Annotated in this window: 16 protein-coding genes and 1 pseudogene; 6 read left to right on the plus strand and 11 right to left on the minus strand. The window is 68.5% G+C overall.

Annotation, left to right across the window (positions count from 1 at the left end):
* Positions 1-594 precede the first annotated feature (594 nt).
* Entirely contained in the window at positions 595-762 is a 168-nt protein-coding gene (locus QMF80_RS36810) for a hypothetical protein (RefSeq protein WP_283461625.1), read from the plus strand.
* Between the two features lie 23 nt (positions 763-785).
* Positions 786-1,049, plus strand: a complete 264-nt coding sequence (locus QMF80_RS36815; protein ID WP_283461627.1) for a hypothetical protein — start codon at positions 786-788, stop codon at positions 1,047-1,049.
* Positions 1,050-1,593: 544 nt separating this feature from the next.
* Here the strand turns inward: QMF80_RS36815 and QMF80_RS36820 are convergent.
* Both QMF80_RS36820 and QMF80_RS36825 read right to left on the minus strand, forming a co-directional pair.
* Positions 1,594-2,508: an IS982 family transposase gene (locus QMF80_RS36820; protein ID WP_283461629.1), complete on the minus strand. Its 915-nt coding sequence runs from the start codon at positions 2,506-2,508 to the stop codon at positions 1,594-1,596.
* A 27-nt stretch (positions 2,509-2,535) separates the two neighbouring features.
* Positions 2,536-3,090, minus strand: a complete 555-nt coding sequence (locus QMF80_RS36825) for an ABATE domain-containing protein (RefSeq protein WP_283461631.1) — start codon at positions 3,088-3,090, stop codon at positions 2,536-2,538.
* 104 nt (positions 3,091-3,194) lie between these two features.
* On the opposite strand from QMF80_RS36825, the gene QMF80_RS36830 reads away from it, so the two are divergent.
* Positions 3,195-3,488, plus strand: coding sequence for a hypothetical protein (locus QMF80_RS36830; RefSeq protein ID WP_283461633.1), 294 nt, complete (start codon positions 3,195-3,197; stop codon positions 3,486-3,488).
* 25 nt (positions 3,489-3,513) lie between these two features.
* Entirely contained in the window at positions 3,514-4,599 is a 1,086-nt protein-coding gene (locus QMF80_RS36835) for a DNA alkylation repair protein (protein ID WP_283461634.1), read from the plus strand.
* A 255-nt stretch (positions 4,600-4,854) separates the two neighbouring features.
* Here QMF80_RS36835 and QMF80_RS36840 read toward each other — a convergent pair whose 3' ends face one another.
* The 5 genes from QMF80_RS36840 to QMF80_RS36860 are packed head-to-tail and all read right to left on the minus strand — an operon-like array spanning position 4,855 to position 8,410.
* The gene (locus QMF80_RS36840; protein WP_349372278.1) at positions 4,855-5,145 is read right to left on the minus strand and encodes a SpoIIE family protein phosphatase; all 291 of its coding nucleotides are present in this window, start codon (positions 5,143-5,145) and stop codon (positions 4,855-4,857) included.
* Positions 5,115-6,320, minus strand: coding sequence for an enoyl-[acyl-carrier-protein] reductase FabV (locus tag QMF80_RS36845; protein ID WP_283461636.1), 1,206 nt, complete (start codon positions 6,318-6,320; stop codon positions 5,115-5,117). Before QMF80_RS36845 ends, QMF80_RS36840 begins: the two co-directional genes overlap by 31 nt.
* The gene (locus QMF80_RS36850) at positions 6,317-6,586 is read right to left on the minus strand and encodes an acyl carrier protein (protein WP_283461638.1); all 270 of its coding nucleotides are present in this window, start codon (positions 6,584-6,586) and stop codon (positions 6,317-6,319) included. Before QMF80_RS36850 ends, QMF80_RS36845 begins: the two co-directional genes overlap by 4 nt.
* A 16-nt stretch (positions 6,587-6,602) precedes the next feature.
* Positions 6,603-7,796, minus strand: a complete 1,194-nt coding sequence (locus tag QMF80_RS36855) for a hypothetical protein (protein WP_283461640.1) — start codon at positions 7,794-7,796, stop codon at positions 6,603-6,605.
* A complete protein-coding gene (locus tag QMF80_RS36860; protein ID WP_283461642.1) occupies positions 7,793-8,410 on the minus strand; it encodes a class I SAM-dependent methyltransferase in 618 nt (205 codons plus the stop codon). The genes QMF80_RS36855 and QMF80_RS36860 overlap by 4 nt, the downstream gene beginning before the upstream one ends.
* 214 nt (positions 8,411-8,624) lie before the next feature.
* Between QMF80_RS36860 and QMF80_RS36865 the strand changes: the two genes are divergently transcribed.
* Complete coding sequence (locus tag QMF80_RS36865; protein WP_283461644.1) at positions 8,625-10,019, plus strand: NsdA family TPR-like regulatory protein; 1,395 nt, start codon at positions 8,625-8,627, stop codon at positions 10,017-10,019.
* 141 nt (positions 10,020-10,160) lie between these two features.
* On the opposite strand, the gene QMF80_RS36870 is transcribed toward QMF80_RS36865, so the two are convergent.
* Positions 10,161-10,352: a hypothetical protein gene (locus tag QMF80_RS36870; protein WP_283461646.1), complete on the minus strand. Its 192-nt coding sequence runs from the start codon at positions 10,350-10,352 to the stop codon at positions 10,161-10,163.
* Positions 10,353-10,723: 371 nt separating this feature from the next.
* A complete protein-coding gene (locus tag QMF80_RS36875) occupies positions 10,724-11,272 on the minus strand; it encodes a hypothetical protein (RefSeq protein ID WP_283461648.1) in 549 nt (182 codons plus the stop codon).
* Between the two features lie 483 nt (positions 11,273-11,755).
* On the opposite strand from QMF80_RS36875, the gene QMF80_RS36880 reads away from it, so the two are divergent.
* Positions 11,756-11,932: a hypothetical protein gene (locus tag QMF80_RS36880; protein ID WP_283461650.1), complete on the plus strand. Its 177-nt coding sequence runs from the start codon at positions 11,756-11,758 to the stop codon at positions 11,930-11,932.
* Positions 11,933-12,436: 504 nt separating this feature from the next.
* Here QMF80_RS36880 and QMF80_RS36890 read toward each other — a convergent pair.
* Positions 12,437-13,361: pseudogene (locus tag QMF80_RS36890) on the minus strand (IS5 family transposase); the annotation flags it as partial.
* A gap of 271 nt (positions 13,362-13,632) precedes the next feature.
* Entirely contained in the window at positions 13,633-14,136 is a 504-nt protein-coding gene (locus QMF80_RS36895; RefSeq protein ID WP_283461651.1) for a GNAT family N-acetyltransferase, read from the minus strand.
* Positions 14,137-14,419: the final 283 nt, after the last annotated feature.

Raw genomic sequence — 14,419 nt, forward strand, 5'->3', positions numbered from 1 at the left:
CCTGTGCCGGATCCTCGCACTCACGGCGGCGATCTGGCACAACGACAAGACTGGGCAGCCGGTCAAGCGGTCACTGATCGCCTACGACCACTGACCGCAACGACACCCCTTGGACTCATTCATCTAGCTCGTCCAACGCCGCCCGAAGCTCCGTCTCGCGCAGGCCCGTGGTCACCGCCAGCCCTGCCACCCCGTGCTTCGGATGACGGAGCATCGACAGGTAGACGGTCTCAGCAGTCTTCGACAGCCCCAGCAAGTGAAGCAACGCACACCCCCCCAAGATGATCAATAACTCTCCTCAATGAGAGTTACCTGCAAGTGAAAGGATCTTCAAGAGGGGATGCAGCCACGCGCCGACTCGCGTGGCTGGAAATCTCGCCAGATCCGTCTTGTTCGGCATCCTCTGGCCATTGAGAGGCGCCCTTATAGGAACTCGTCCTGGCCCCATGGTGACAGGCACCTACCGGCAAGCATGAAGGTAGTGACACCTCGAATTCCCTGTTCCAATCTTGACCCATCAAGCGCGGCCCCATTCATGCTCCGAGGGTCAACCAGCGCTTTACATAGGACAGTTGAACAGAACGGACTTCCCACATGACGCGAACTGCCGCACTGATGCTCGTCCCGGCCACGGTGCTGATGGTGCTCACCGGCATCGGGACCATCGCAGCCGACACGCCTGCTACGCCCTCCCCTGTACTTGCCGGCGACGGATTCGGTTGGGGCGCCCCCAACCACTTCGAGTCCCAGCTCCAGCACTGACGCAGGGATGATCGCGCCGCGCCATGTTCATCGTCACGTTGCGGCTGGTCGGCCCCGCTGATGCGTACATTGACCCCGAGAAGTTCAGAACCCTCCTCAGCACCCACTTCGAACCTGCGGATCAGATCGAACACCTGTGGGCGCGCTCTCAGGCCGGTCGAATCGATGTGGCAGTCTTCGTCCTGGCTGACGGGGAGGCAGACGCTCTTCTTACCTCACGGGCGGCGTACCAGCGGGTCGCTTCCCATCTGCCGATTCTCACTCCGTGGCGACTGCTGGACACTTGACGAACCCAACTGAGGAACCCGCCCGATGGGCCAGCGCAATACGGCCGTGTCCCTGCCCAGAACGGCCACTGGCTTCCCCCTCAGTCGTAAGCGGTCGCCTGACCAGCAATACGGGCTCGGTCAGATCAGGGGGGATGGCCCAGGCGCGTCAGGGGCGGGAAGTCGCCGACCTCGTCGATCACGCGCATCCGGATGGCGTGCGCGCCGCCGAGAAATGTGGTGACCTCGCCGGAAAGCTCCGGGGCGACCCCGCCCAGCCGGGTACATGCCTGCCCTGGGTGCGTCCCTCTCGTCCACGATCAGAAATTCGCCACGCCCAGCCGCGGGCTCTGGGCGAAGGCGGTCCGGAACAGCTCGAAGGTGTCGGTCCGGGGAGGGAGGCCGCCGTCGCCCAGGACCACGACCGAGCGGTCCTTGGAACGTCGAAGGCGACCGCCGCGTACTCAAGAGGCCGCCATCTGGTCATTCTTCTCCGCGACCTGCCCAGGCCGCAGCCAAAGCGGAGACCTTGTCCCGTGGCGCCTAGATGATCGATTCCAAGGGGTCAGTGGTCATAGGCGGTCAGTGAGCGCAGGACGGGCTGTCCCATGTAGTCGTTGTGCCAGATCGCTGCGGTCAGCGCGAGGATGCGCTGCATAACGCGGGCGATGACCCCGCCGGGCGTGCGTCCTCGATGCTGTTCGAGATCGAGCTGTCCCTTGAAGGTTTCGTTGACTGACTCGATGACCTGCCGCAACGGCTTGAACAGGGGTGCGCCGGGCCGTTCCGGCTCTCCCTTGCGGGCCGGCCGCAGTAGCCGGATGTCCTGCTCAGCCAGTTGATGTTCGAAGTCACGGCCGAAGTAGTTCTTGTCGCCGATCAGCGTCTGGCCGGGTCGGCTGGCGAGGAGGTCCGGTTCGGTGGCGAGGAGGTCCAGCAGGGTCTCGCGCTCGTCGGCCTTGGCTCCGGTCAGGGCGAAGGCGATGGGCAGGCCCTGGAGGGTGCACACCAGGTGCAGCCGAAGGCCCCAGAAGAAACGGCTGTGGCTGGCGCAGTACCCGTACTCGGCCCATCCGGCCAGGTCGGAGCGTTTGACGGTCTCGCGTGAGCGGCCACACTCCACCGGCGTGGAGTCCACGATCCACACGTCGTCGCTCCACACGGTGGTCTCGGTGGCCAGGAGCCGGGTGACCCGGCGGAGCAGCTCGGCCGCCTTGCGCAGGCGCTTGTTGTAGCCGGGCTGCTTCGGCAGGTACGGGAAGAGATGCCGCAGGTGGGAGCGGGCATGGCGGAGCCACCGGGCCTCGGAGGTGAAGCCGAGCATGGCCTGCATCATCGCGAGCGTGACCAGCTCGGCGTCGGTGAGCTTCGGGGCGATACCCACCGCCGGCCGCCACGGAGCAAGCTGCGGCGAACCCTTCAGCAGGTCGTCGGTCTCGGCATAGAGTGCGGTCGCGAGGGAGTCCAAGTCTGGTGTCACAACCTGACTTTGGGTTCCCTTGTCTCATCAGCTGTGGGTTCCCGTTTCTCGTGGCTGGCGCCGGGTGGATCTCGCCCGGTTGCCGCAGCCGAGGGAACACCATGCCTGGTCACGGCGCCTGGCCAGGAAGAACATGCCGCAGCTGGGGGCGTGGCAGCGCCGCACCCGCTGACGGTCGGGACCCGCGGCCAGGACGAGCGTCTCACGGGCGACGACGGCGTCGGCACCCCCACCCTGTTCCCGCTGTGCGAGCAGGCCGTCGCCGGTCATCCGGAAGGCGACGGGGGCGGACGAGGCGAGTTCGTTCAGGCGGGTCCGCAGGCTGTCGGTGAGCGGCCGCTGTCCGGCCGTCGCGTCCAGCGCGTCGCGGACCAACCCACGCAGCCGTTCCAGCTCCTCCAAGGAGAGGGCGGCCAGTCTGCGGTCGGCGGCGCGGGCGCGCCATCGCCTGGTGAGTTCCGGATCGGCGAGGAAGTCGACGTCGCCGCGCCCCGGGCCTGCGCCGACAACGACGGTGTTGGCCAGGTCGAGGACCGGGTCCTCGCCGATCCACGGCATTTCCTGCAGGTCCCGGATGGTCATGACCCTCAATCTACTGGATTCAGGTCAGCGAACCCGTGATAACTTCAGCTCACGGATTTGATCAACCAACTCCGTGAGTCACGTGTTCGACGAAGGGTGATGCCATGAGTGCAACCATCGAGTACGTCAGGTTCGACACCGACGACCCCGCCGCCCTCACCGCCCACCGGGAGCAGCTCGTCGAACTGCTCAAGGAGCAGTACGGCGACGGCTTTCAGGGTGCCCATCTCGCCCAGTTCGACGACGGCACCGTCCTGGACTTCATCATCTGGTCGTCCGCCGCCGTCGCCGAGCGCGCGGCCAAGGAAATGCCGACCGACCCACGGGCACAGGGCTTCTTCAGCCGAATCGGCACAGTGCACGAGATGCGGCACGCTCAGGTACTGCACACCGCATAGCCCCGAGATCAAGGAGAATGACGCTGTGCCCTCGGCAGACGAACTACTCAGCGCGGACACCGTCGCCGACCTCGCCCGATGCCTTACGCGAGCCGGTGACGGGATCACGGCGCATGAGACCCGGGGGTGCGGCGCCGTCCTGGACGGACTGAGCTTCACCGAGCGTGTCGCCCTGATCAGAGATGCCGTCCTGGCTGATCTTCCGGCGGACTACCCGGCCTTCGCGAACGTGTTGCGCGCCGCACTGCGGGACAGCGATTTCACCGGATGGATGATCTTCCCTGTCACCGAGGCCCTCGCCGTACGGGGCCGGGACGCCTTCGAGCCGGCGCTAGCCCTGCTGGCAGAACTCACCCCGCGCCTGACCGCGGAGATCGCCGTCCGGCCCTTCCTCCGTGCCGACCTGGAACGCGCGCTCCGGGTCATGACGGCGTGGACCGCGCATTCCGACCCCCACGTCCGCCGACTGGCCAGTGAAGGCACGCGGCCACGACTGCCCTGGGCACCCCAGCTTCCGGAGCTGATCGCGGATCCGACACCCGCGCTGCCCCTGCTCGACGCGCTGTACCGGGATGACTCCGAGTACGTCCGCAGATCAGTGGCCAACCACCTCAACGACATCAGCCGTGACCACCCCGACACCGCCACTGGTGTCGCGGCGCGCTGGCTGAGCGACCCGGCGCCGACGACGACACGGTTGGTACGGCACGGCCTGCGGACCCTGATCAAGTCCGGCCACGCCGGGGCCCTTACGCTGCTCGGCCACTCCCCGGACAGTCCCGTCGCTGTCGAGGGCCCGCACGTCCACGCCTCAGAGATCCGGGTCGGCGACTATCTGCTGTTCGACTACTCGGTGACCAACACGCACGATCAGACCGCTCACCTCGTCGTCGACTACGTCGTCCTCCATATGAAGGCCAACGGGACCCGTACCCCCAAGGTCTTCAAACTCACGACGCGGTCCCTGGCTCCCGGCGAGACGTGGCGCGCGACACGCAGACATTCCTTCAAGCCGATCAGCACGCGGCGCTACCACCCGGGTGTCCATCTGGTGCAGCTCCAGGTCAACGGCCGACCCCACGGGGAAGCCTCGTTCACGCTGCACTGCTGAGGGCAACCGCCTCGCATCCCGCCTCGGTGGCGTATCCGCCATCGCGCCGCCACCCCAACGGGGCTTCCGCCACCAGAAACGGGAACCTGCATCCGCGCAGCTACCCCTTGGAATCGATCATCTAGCCGCCTCCGGTCACATGATCTGCGTGGTTCGGGGCCTCGGCGGATGTGGGAACTCGGGCCCGAACGCTTGTTTGTCCGCTCTGTGTGCTGCGGCCTGGTTAAGGCTGGCAGGGGCACCGGGGTTCCCCGCTCATTCGGTTTCGGGCGGGATCTGCAGGGAGCGGATGACGACGGCGGTGGCGTCGTCGCGGTAGGGCTGCCCGTCCTCGAGGCCGTCCTCGGCCGCGGCGACCAGAGCCTCGGCGAGCGCCTGGGCGTCGGTCTGGTGTGCTTGGACGAGGGCCTCGAGGACAGTGGGGTCGATCTGGTCGTGGACTCCGTCGCTGGTGAGGATCACCATGCGGCCCTTGGGGATCGGGGCGCCGCTGCACGCTGCCTCCCCCAGCGGGCTCAGCGGCCCGGTTTCTGCGGCGTGGGCCAGACGACGGTGGTTTGGTCAGGCTGGTGGTAGTCGATGCCGTCGAGTCCCCATCCGTACAGGTTGCGGAGCTGGCTCATGAACCAGTCGGCGCCAGCCGGGGAAGACTCGAGTGCGGCTTGCGGGTCGGCCCACAGTTCCCGGACCTGGTCTTGCGCCTTGGGGTCGAGTTCCCAGCCGTCGAGGCGGATGCGGCCCTGCTCGTCGGTGACGGGGGTGGTGGTGCCGGTGAGCTGGTCCCAGAGGTCTTGTGCCTGCTGGGCGGTGGTGCGGAAGGCGTCGCCGAGGATGGTGTGGAGGAAGGCGGTGTACAGGGCGATGGAGGGGATGGCGCTGGAGGCTTGGGTGACCGCGGCTCCCGCGACGACGGTGAACGCTCGCTGGCTGCCCGCGAGGACGCTGTCGTTGAGTTCGAGGGCGGTGTTCTCCAGGTGCTGCTTGGCGGCGCCGATGGTGCCCTGGCGGTAGACGGGGGCGGTCAGCTCGGAGCCGATGTAGGTGAGTGCGGCGGTGGTGAAGCGGTCTGCGAGCAGGGAGCGTTCGGCGAGGGCTTCGACCCACAGCCGCCAGTCGGCGCCGCCCATGACCTGCACGGTGGCGTGGGTTTCTTCGTCGGTGGCGGGCTCCAGGCGGAGGCTGGTGACTTTGGCGGTGCCGTCGGAGAAGTCCAGTGCGGGGGCCTGGTAGGGCTGGCCCAGGGGCTTGATCACCGAGTGGTGGACGGTCCCGGTGTCCGGGTCGGTTCGGCGGGGCGCGGCGAGACTGTAGATGAGGTAGTCGACCTGCCCGAATTTCTCGGCGATGAGGTCGAGGACCTCGGCTTTGCCCTTCTCGGAGAACGCGTCGGTGTTGACGAAGGCGAAGTCGGCTCCTGTTTCGTCGGCGAGGCGGGCGGCGGCCGCGGTGCGGTACCAGCCGGCGGTGGCGGTGCGCCGCTCGGTCTCGGCGCCCTCAAAGGCGACGCCGACGCCGCGGATGCCGTGCTGGCGGATCCCGGTGAGCAGGGTGGCCAGGCCGTATCCGGCGCTGTGGCCCAGGAGCAGGACCACCGGGCTGCTGCCGTCGGCGCGGGCCGGGATCTGTTCCCACATCCGGGTGACGGTCTCGGCGGAGCCGGTGGGGTGGGAGTTGACGATCAGGAAGCCGCGCTGCTTCGGGTCGATCTGCCGGAGGCTCACGAGGGGGTGTCCGTTCCGCTGGTGGGTGTGAGGCGGTCGAGGAGAGTACGCAGGTCGCTGACGGTCTGGAGTCGGCCGGTCTCCTCGTCCGGGATCGTGATCCCGAGGTCCTGTTCGAGGGTTGTGATCAGCTCGGCCAGGGCCAGGCTGTCGATGCCGAGGTGCTGCTCCAGGTGTCCTTCTTCGGGGAGCGTATCGGCGGTGTGGCTGGTGACCCGTGCGAGCGCGGTACGGAGAATCGGCTCGCGGGTTGTGGATTTCGGCATTGACGGCTCTCCTGGTTCAGCTGGCGGTCGGAGCGGGCGCGCCAAGGCGGCCCATCAGGGTGTCGGCGGGGATGACCGGCAGGGGTAGCGCTGGTGGTTGGCCGTTGACCTCGCGGTATTTGCCGCTGAGCAGGGTGCACGAGGCGCAGAACCCGCCGCAGGTCGTGGTGGTGGTGAACTCGGCGGGGACGGCGCCGTGGAGGCCTTTGAGGCCGCCGCCCGCTGCGATGGCCTGGAGGTAGGAGGAGTCGTTGGCGCGCTCCAGGATGGTGTGCAGGCCGTCGGTGAAGAGGTTGCCGAAGCCGAGGGATTCGGGGACGTCGAAGCTGGCGCAGGCGTACCAGCGGCCGTCCTGTTTGAGGAGTGCGGAGGGCAGGATGTACGTCCCGACGGTGGGGGCGAAGCAGTCGAAGCAGGCGTCCATCCACCTCTTGATGGTGGTGTGGCCGGGCCGGTCCGGCTTGTGCTGCTCGGGCAGCCGTTCGTTGTCGAGGTAGACCCGCATGGTGGAGTGCACCCGGTCGTGCGGGAAGCCGCCGTATGCCTTCTCGTACACCTCGATCAGCTGGTAGATCTTGTGCTGGCGGTCTGCCGGGTCGGCCAGCGAGGACACTGCCAGGTTGAGTTCGCGGTCGGTGTAGTGGGTGACGCCGTGGTGCAGGATCCGGGCGACCCACTCCAGCGGCATCGTCTGCTCGCCGACGGAGAGCATCAGCAGCGGCACGAACAGGCGGTTGTCGAAGAACCCGGCCTTCTCCAGGTGGGCGAAGGTCCGCTCGCAGCGTCGCGGGGCGCCCCATACGCCGTTGGTGGTCAGCTTGGAGACGTCGATGCTCCGCCCGTTGAGGGCTTTGATCAGCGGCATCAGGGCGTGGACGGCGACGAAGGGTTCCCCGCCGGTCACCGCGGCTGACGGCAGGCCGACCGCGTCGAACTCATCCACGATCCGGGCCCGCTGGTCCGCGCTCAGCGTGATGCCGGAGGCCAGCGGCAGCGCCCCCATCCCGCACGAGGGGCAGGAGTCGTTGCATTTGGTGGTGATCTCCAGCTCGATGCGCAGCGGCCGGTAGCGCATGCCGGCGAGCCCGGCCGCCGCGAAGCGCCGCTCGATGATGTCGAAGATGTCCGCGCGTTTCGCGGCGTACTTGCCGAGGAACGGCTCGACCGGGCCGCGCCCGGAGATGAAGGTGTGCTGCCCTTCCTTGATCACCGTCCGCTCCTCTCGGCCGTCGCGGGGATGTAGCGGACGGGGGTGATCTTGCGCTCGACCAGGTGCAGGCCCTCGCGGTACCAGACCCCGCAGATCCCGTCATCGGGGGTGCCGTACAGGTTGTGGAGGCTGGTGTAGAAGCCGAGGTCAGCGAGGTGTTCGCGACTGACGGGGGTGATGTGGGTGGGGTCCATCGCCAGGACGTCCACCACCGCCGGGTTGGGGGTGGTGACCACCACCCCCAGGACCGCGCTGGCCAGCAGTTCACGCAGCAGCCGGTCGGGGTCTCGCAGGTGCTCGATCACTTCCAGGCAGGCCAGCCAGTCGTAGCGCATCGGGGGCACCCACCTCTCCAGGTCCACGTCCCCGGTCCAGCGGTCGAAGGGCAGGTAGCGGCCGTCCCAGCCGTGCTCACGGCGCAGGCACCAGTCCAGCTCGGTGTGGCCGGCACCGACATCGGCGAGGCTGTGCCGGTCGCTGAGGCCGCCGGTGGCCAGCCGGTCCGCGGCGACCCGGTAGCGGGCGGCCCGCTCCTGGTAGGGGCGCCGCACAAACCGCTCGACGGGCGCGGGCGCGGGGGCGGGCAGGACGGGCTGGGCGGTGGCTGCGGTCATGGGATTCTCCTCGGCGAAGGCGCGAGCCAGGCTGGCCGGGGACGGCCCCCGACAAGACCAGAGAACCCCGGACCCGGCGGCGCGGACAGGGCCCACGAGGGGGGCTCACAATCACCAAGGCCCGCTCAGAACAGGCCCCACCGGGTCTACGCTCGATGACCCCACCCGAGCAGCGTCCCGCCTGCCGGACATGGGGGACCAGGAGGCGAGGAGCATGCCGACCACGCGGGCCCAAGGCCCCAACTCGGCGCTGGCCCAGCTGATCGAGGCCAGCGGTGCCAGCCGGGCGCGCCTGGCCCACCGGGTCAATCAGCTCGCCGCCGCACGGGGCGTCACCGTCGCCTACACCCATACGAGTGTCGCGAACTGGACTGTCCGGGGGATGATCCCGCGCACTCCGGGGCCGGCCTGTCTGGCCGTTGCGCTGGGCGAATGCCTCGGACGGCCGGTCACCGTCGCCGAGATCGGCATGAACCGGGTGTCCGCACCGGACCCCGCTCTGGGCTTGGATTTCCCCCGAGACCCCGGCCTCGCCCTGCGAGCCGCCGCCGAGCACTGGAGCACCGTGGACCGCCGCACCTTCCTGCACAGCTCCTCTTCGTTCGCGATCGGCGCGTACGCCACGCCCACCACCCGGTGGCTCGCCGTCCCCGCCGACACCGGCCCCGCACCCCGCATCAGCCACCCCGGCGCACGCCGCGTCGGCCGCGCCGACCTCGCCGAACTGTGGGAGGCCTCCGAGGAGGCCCGCCGCTGGGACTCAAAATTCGGCGGCGGGAACTGGAAAGCAGGCGCGGTCTCGGACTGCCTGCGCCACAAAGCCGCCCCCCTGCTCCGCGGCACCTACACCGAACAGGTCGGCCGCGAGCTATTCACCGCCATCTCCGAACTCGCCCGCGTCGCCGCCTGGTCCGCCTTCGACATGGGACACCACCAAGCCGCCCAACGCGACTTCATCCAGTCCCTGCGCCTGGCCCGCGCCGCCGGCAACGTAGAGGCCGGTGCGTACACACTGGCCACGATGAGCCTCCAGGCCACCCTCCGCGGCTACCACCAGGACGCGATCGACATGGCCCAGGGCGCCTACGACCGCGCCCGGCACATCGCCGCCCCCCGCGTCCTGGCCTTTATCAAGCTCGCCGAAGCCCGCGCCCACGCAAAAGCCGCCGACACCCGCGCGGCCTCTGCCGCCCTCGCCGTCTGCGAAGCGCTCCTCGGCTCTGTCCGCCCGGGCAGCCGCGACCCTGAGTGGATCGCCTACCTCACCCACGGCCGGATCAGCGCCGACGCCACTGAAATCCACAGAGACCTCGGCAAACCCGCCGCAGCGCTGCGCTGGGACGCCCAAGCCGCCGTGATGCCCTCCGGAGTGTTCACCCGGGCCGTCGGGATCCGCGCCGCGGTCGTGGCCTCCACCCACCTACGCGCCCGCGAACTCGACCTCGGCCTCACCATGGGCGAACGCGCCGTCACCATCCTCCGCCAGGTCCGCTCCACCCGCGCCCACGACTACCTGCGCTCCCTCAACCACGAACTCACCCCATGGGCCGCAGAACCACAGGTCAACGACTTCCTGCACCGCTCCCGCCAAGTTCTCTCCGCCGCCTGAGCTTGTAGTTCAGGCCGATGATCCAGCTGCGGAGGGTGGCGGGCTCGGCAGCACACCCTACGCAAACACCGCCGCACGCCGGACAATGAAGTTCAACGAGCTGAAGCGGGATCTACGCCTCTGAGTTCTCCCTACCACCGGTCAGAACTCGGTGTCGCCGCTGACCGCGGCCGCGATGGTAGACCCCGCCGAGATGACCGGCACCCCTGCCGCGTCCAGCGCCGAACGCCCCTCAGCGCCGAACACCTGCCTCTCCCCCAACTCCCCCTCATCGGACTCCAGCAGCGGGCTCAGCCGCCAGGCGAAGCGCTCCAGCACCGCGGTAGCGCTCACGAGCTCCTCGAGGAGCTCGTGAGCCGCCCAGCGACACCCTCGCCGCCGGAGGCAGCTCCTCCTCGACCACCCGCGCCAGGTCCAGGCGGAACAGCACCAGCTGCGCCGTGGTCCGGGCGGTCGACGGTGCCTCGGCCAGGTGTCCGCCGAGAGTCCGGCGCAAGGTCAGGAACGAACTCCCAGTATTACTTCCTCGGTAGTGGGCAGCCGCTCGCGCCGGTTCAGCATGGCTCTGCTCACGGGAACCGGCTCTGGCACAGGTTGTGGATGCTGTTGGCGCCCCCGACGTCGTCCTGATCGGGTTCACCACAGGGTGGCAGTTCACACCGCGCCGGTAGCCGGTACTCCCCCGCCGCCGTAGGCGGTGGTTGTCAGTTGATGCCGACGGCGGCCAGCGCCGTGGTCCAGTCGGTGGCGATGGCGTGCTGTGCCGGGGCGAGCTGAATGGTGTCCGCGCAGACCGCCTTGTACAGCTTGTACTCCACGGTGTCCTTGTCCCCCGCGGTGGAGCCTCCCGCCTGGCACCGGGGCTCGGGCCACAGGTTCTGCGGGCTCGTCGGGTTCCCTCCGAGACTGAGCGCGATGAGGTGGTCCTCCTCGTAGTCCGCCGTGCTGGTGTCGGTGTAGCCGTACTCGGCGATCTGCTTCACCTTCAAAGCGTTCGTGTAACTGGTGGAGGGCCGGATAGAGGAGCTGTAGCCTCCCACGCAGATCGTGGAGTGGATGTTCGCCTGCGTGACGTTCGGGTTCAGCGCGCCGGGCTGACAGGAGGAGTCGGGCCGCGGCAGGTACGCCTGGGAACAGGTAGCCGTGGTGGAGGTGGTGGTGGCGTGGGCGGTGCTGCCGGTGGCGGCGATGAGGCCAGCGGTGGCGAGGGCTATCGAAGCGGTGGTGGCGGTGAGGCGACGCATCGGACGCATGGGGGTCTCCCGCAAGTGTGGGGTGGTGGGTGCCCGTGGGTGTGGGGCTTGGCTGACGGAATAACACCACCGCATGTATCTACGCGGATAGAGCCCTGCGGTGAACATTGGGCTATCTCTACTCGGCCTTTACCCTCAGGCCAGCCTGGCAGTGTCACGCATCAGCCCGGAGACTGCGCAAGGGAGCTGACGCCCCAACAGATGGCTGAGCGCATCGGGCGCCAGCAGCTGGCGGGGTCACTCCTCGGAGGGGCGATGAGGAGCCCAAAGTAAAGCTGCAGGTCGCAGGGGTCGTTCTGGAAGTCCGAGGTGGCGTTGCTGCAGCCGCGCTCAGGTCGTGTCGCTGAGCCCGGTGTGCCGCTGAAATCTCTGTACCGCAGTTCGGAAGTCCAGCCTGACTCCCCGGCTACAGGATGTCGCTCGGGGAGGGTTCATCCGCTGGAGGACCGGGCACTGCTGGTGGCTGCGTACTGGAGCCCGAGCTTGACGATGCGCCAGCTCGACGACCTGGGAGACGAGGACGGCGATCACGTCGGCGGCGCCTTCGGGGCCGAGGGTGCGCGCGGTCTCGTCGAAGGGGTCGAGCGCGGCTTCGTCGCCGAGGGCCGTCAAACCGTTGGGGAGGAAGTGCCGGACGAGCACGGCGGCGTTGGCGAGTGACTGCTCGGCGCCGAACTCGGTGGCCGCCGCATGGCCTGGCCTGAGAAGCCGTTTCTCTACCATGATCGTTTGATTTCCGCTGTTCAGGCATGGTTTCGGATGGAGTGAGGGAGAGTTTCGGCGTTCTGTTCCGCCCGTTAAGTGAGGGGTATGCGGTGGCGTCGATGCTGGGGTTGCTGGAGGTACGGGAAGCGGCTGCTCGCGTGCGGGTCGAGGATCTGAGGGAGGCAGCGGCCCGGGCGGCTGTGGTGCTGGAGGCGGCGGAGATCGAGCTGGACCGGCGAGTGATCGCGCGGGAGGAACTCGTCGAGGCCCTGGCCGTGTCCGCTGCCGAGACCACCACCGTGACCGAGGCAGAGACGGAGGCGAAATCGGTGTCCGTGCCCGCGCCGTTGGCGGGAACGACAGTGCCGTCCTGGCAGGAGGGGCTGCCCGCGACGGTTCTCGCGCCGGATTACCAGCGGATCCTGGGCATGGTTGCGGGCCGGTCGGGCCAGGGGCCGGTGCGGGCGAAGGAAATCGCGGTGGTGCTGGGACTGGGGCCGACGCCAGCGAAGGTGGAGGGCGTGCGGTCGAAGGCCAGGCGCCCGGCGGAGCGCGGGCGGCTGGTCCAGGAGGCGTCGGGGATGTTCAGTGCCGGCCACGGGATCGTGGCCGGGCCAGGCGGCGGCTCATCCGCGTGATCATCGACCACTGGATCATCGCCTCGCTGGTGGTCGTCAGGGTTTCGTAGTCACGGGCCAGACGGCGCGAATGCATCAGCCACGCGAACGTGCGCTCCACCACCCACCTGCGGGGCAGCACCACGAACCCGTTCATGTCGTCGGTGCGTTTGACGACCTCCAAGGTGAGCGCGAGTTTCTCCTTCGCCCAGGCGACAAGGCCGCCGGTGTAGCCGCCGTCAGCCCAGACGAGAGTGATCTCCCTGTGCAGCGAGCGCAGTCGCCGCAGCAGGGGAACGGCCGGCCGCATCCCGGTCTCCCACGTTCGCGGCCGTCACCGCGACGGCCAGCAGCAGGCCGAGCGTGTCGGTCACGATGTGTCGCTTGCGGCCCGGGACCTTCTTCCCGCCGTCGTACCCGCTTGAGGAAGTGGGCACGGACGCGGCAGCCCGCACCGACTGCGCGTCGATGATCCCCGCCGACGGTTCCGCCTCACGGCCCTCGTGCTCACGGACCTTGCCTCGCAGCCGGTCGTGGAACTCCGCGATCAGCCCGTGCTCACGCCACCGGCGGAAGAAGGCATAGACCCGGCCCCAGGCGGGGAAGTCCGCGGGCATCGCCCGCCAGGAGATCCCGCCCGCGACCAGGTACCGGATCGCGTCCAGCATCGAGCGGTGGCAGTAGCCCTCGGGCTGCCCGCCCCGGCCCTCCAGCCAGGCTGGCACCGGCAACAATGGGCGCACCGCCGCCCACTCCGCATCCGTCATGTCCGACGGGTACCAGCGCACCCGGTCCGGATGATCGGCCGCGTTACCGTACACATGCGCGAGGCAATCGCACGACACGCCGGGCGAGTTGAAGTCAACGTGCCCGGGCACGTACAACAAAGACAACAGGGCCTCCGGGAACCACTCGGAATGGGATCGCACCCCCGAGCTACCAGGAGGCCCTGCTTCCACGCGCGGAAACCGCCGCAGTCACCGGATCGAGACTCCCGTTCGACCGACAGCCTTCGAGATCGGTACGGGCAACAACCACTTACGTGTCGGGATGCTGCGGCAGGGCGAGCCAGTCCGACCAGGAGATCTCACGGCCGAGGAAGCGCGGCTGCTCGAACGGCCAGTCGGCGGCGATCCACTGCGGCACCAGCGCGTCGAGGGCCTGCTCGACCTTGCTGCCCACCAGCTCGTCCACCACCCACCAGGAGATCTCGCCGTCCGCGCCGGCCCTCTCCGGCGGGTCGATGTAGACACAGCCGAGCAGAACTGTCTCCGCCGCGTCGAACAGCGCGTAGTTGAAGGACTGGTGCGCGGCGATCTCCTTCTCGTGCCGCAAAAGGTCGGCCTGGTCGGCCTCGTAGGTCATGGTGTCCGCGGGCCAGCCCCAGGCCGGGCCGAAGATGGTCCACAGCCGCTCGCGCGAACCCATCACAGCCGGATAGTCGAGCGGGGTATCCACCTCCCGGATCGGCCGCAGGTGATGACCACCGCCCGGCAGCGGTACCAGGACGGGGTGGACGAAGTCATCGGGAAGCCAGCTCATGGCGCCCGACCGTAGCAGCGCGCGGCCGTCCGCTCCCCTGATTTTCCCCGCATACCGCCAGGCTCTGCTCTCATGCCGGGCAGGGCCCGCGATCACCCGATCGAGACTCCCGTTCGATCGACAGACTCCATGATCGGTATGGCAACGGCTTCTCAACTTGATCTTTAACCTCGCTGCTGTTTCAGGCGGACGTGTTCGGTGAGGGTTTCGGCTCGCTTGACGGTCTTCCCGGGTTCGTGGCGTGGGGCTGGCCTGCGGTTTTTCGAGCCGGGTGGGCGTCCGG

Origin of the sequence: Streptomyces sp. G-G2 (assembly GCF_030063135.1) — a bacterium.
Classification (GTDB): domain Bacteria; phylum Actinomycetota; class Actinomycetes; order Streptomycetales; family Streptomycetaceae; genus Streptomyces.

Bases quoted from the DNA above. Each gene is read 5' to 3' on its own strand.
- QMF80_RS36830 (WP_283461633.1), top strand. From the start codon at position 3,195: ATGAGTGCAACCATCGAGTACGTCAGGTTCGACACCGACGACCCCGCC.
- QMF80_RS36875 (WP_283461648.1), bottom strand. From the start codon at position 11,272: ATGCGTCCGATGCGTCGCCTCACCGCCACCACCGCTTCGATAGCCCTC.
- QMF80_RS36810 (WP_283461625.1), top strand. From the start codon at position 595: ATGACGCGAACTGCCGCACTGATGCTCGTCCCGGCCACGGTGCTGATG.
- QMF80_RS36815 (WP_283461627.1), top strand. From the start codon at position 786: ATGTTCATCGTCACGTTGCGGCTGGTCGGCCCCGCTGATGCGTACATT.
- QMF80_RS36895 (WP_283461651.1), bottom strand. From the start codon at position 14,136: ATGAGCTGGCTTCCCGATGACTTCGTCCACCCCGTCCTGGTACCGCTG.
- QMF80_RS36860 (WP_283461642.1), bottom strand. From the start codon at position 8,410: ATGACCGCAGCCACCGCCCAGCCCGTCCTGCCCGCCCCCGCGCCCGCG.
- QMF80_RS36850 (WP_283461638.1), bottom strand. From the start codon at position 6,586: ATGCCGAAATCCACAACCCGCGAGCCGATTCTCCGTACCGCGCTCGCA.
- QMF80_RS36865 (WP_283461644.1), top strand. From the start codon at position 8,625: ATGCCGACCACGCGGGCCCAAGGCCCCAACTCGGCGCTGGCCCAGCTG.
- QMF80_RS36825 (WP_283461631.1), bottom strand. From the start codon at position 3,090: ATGACCATCCGGGACCTGCAGGAAATGCCGTGGATCGGCGAGGACCCG.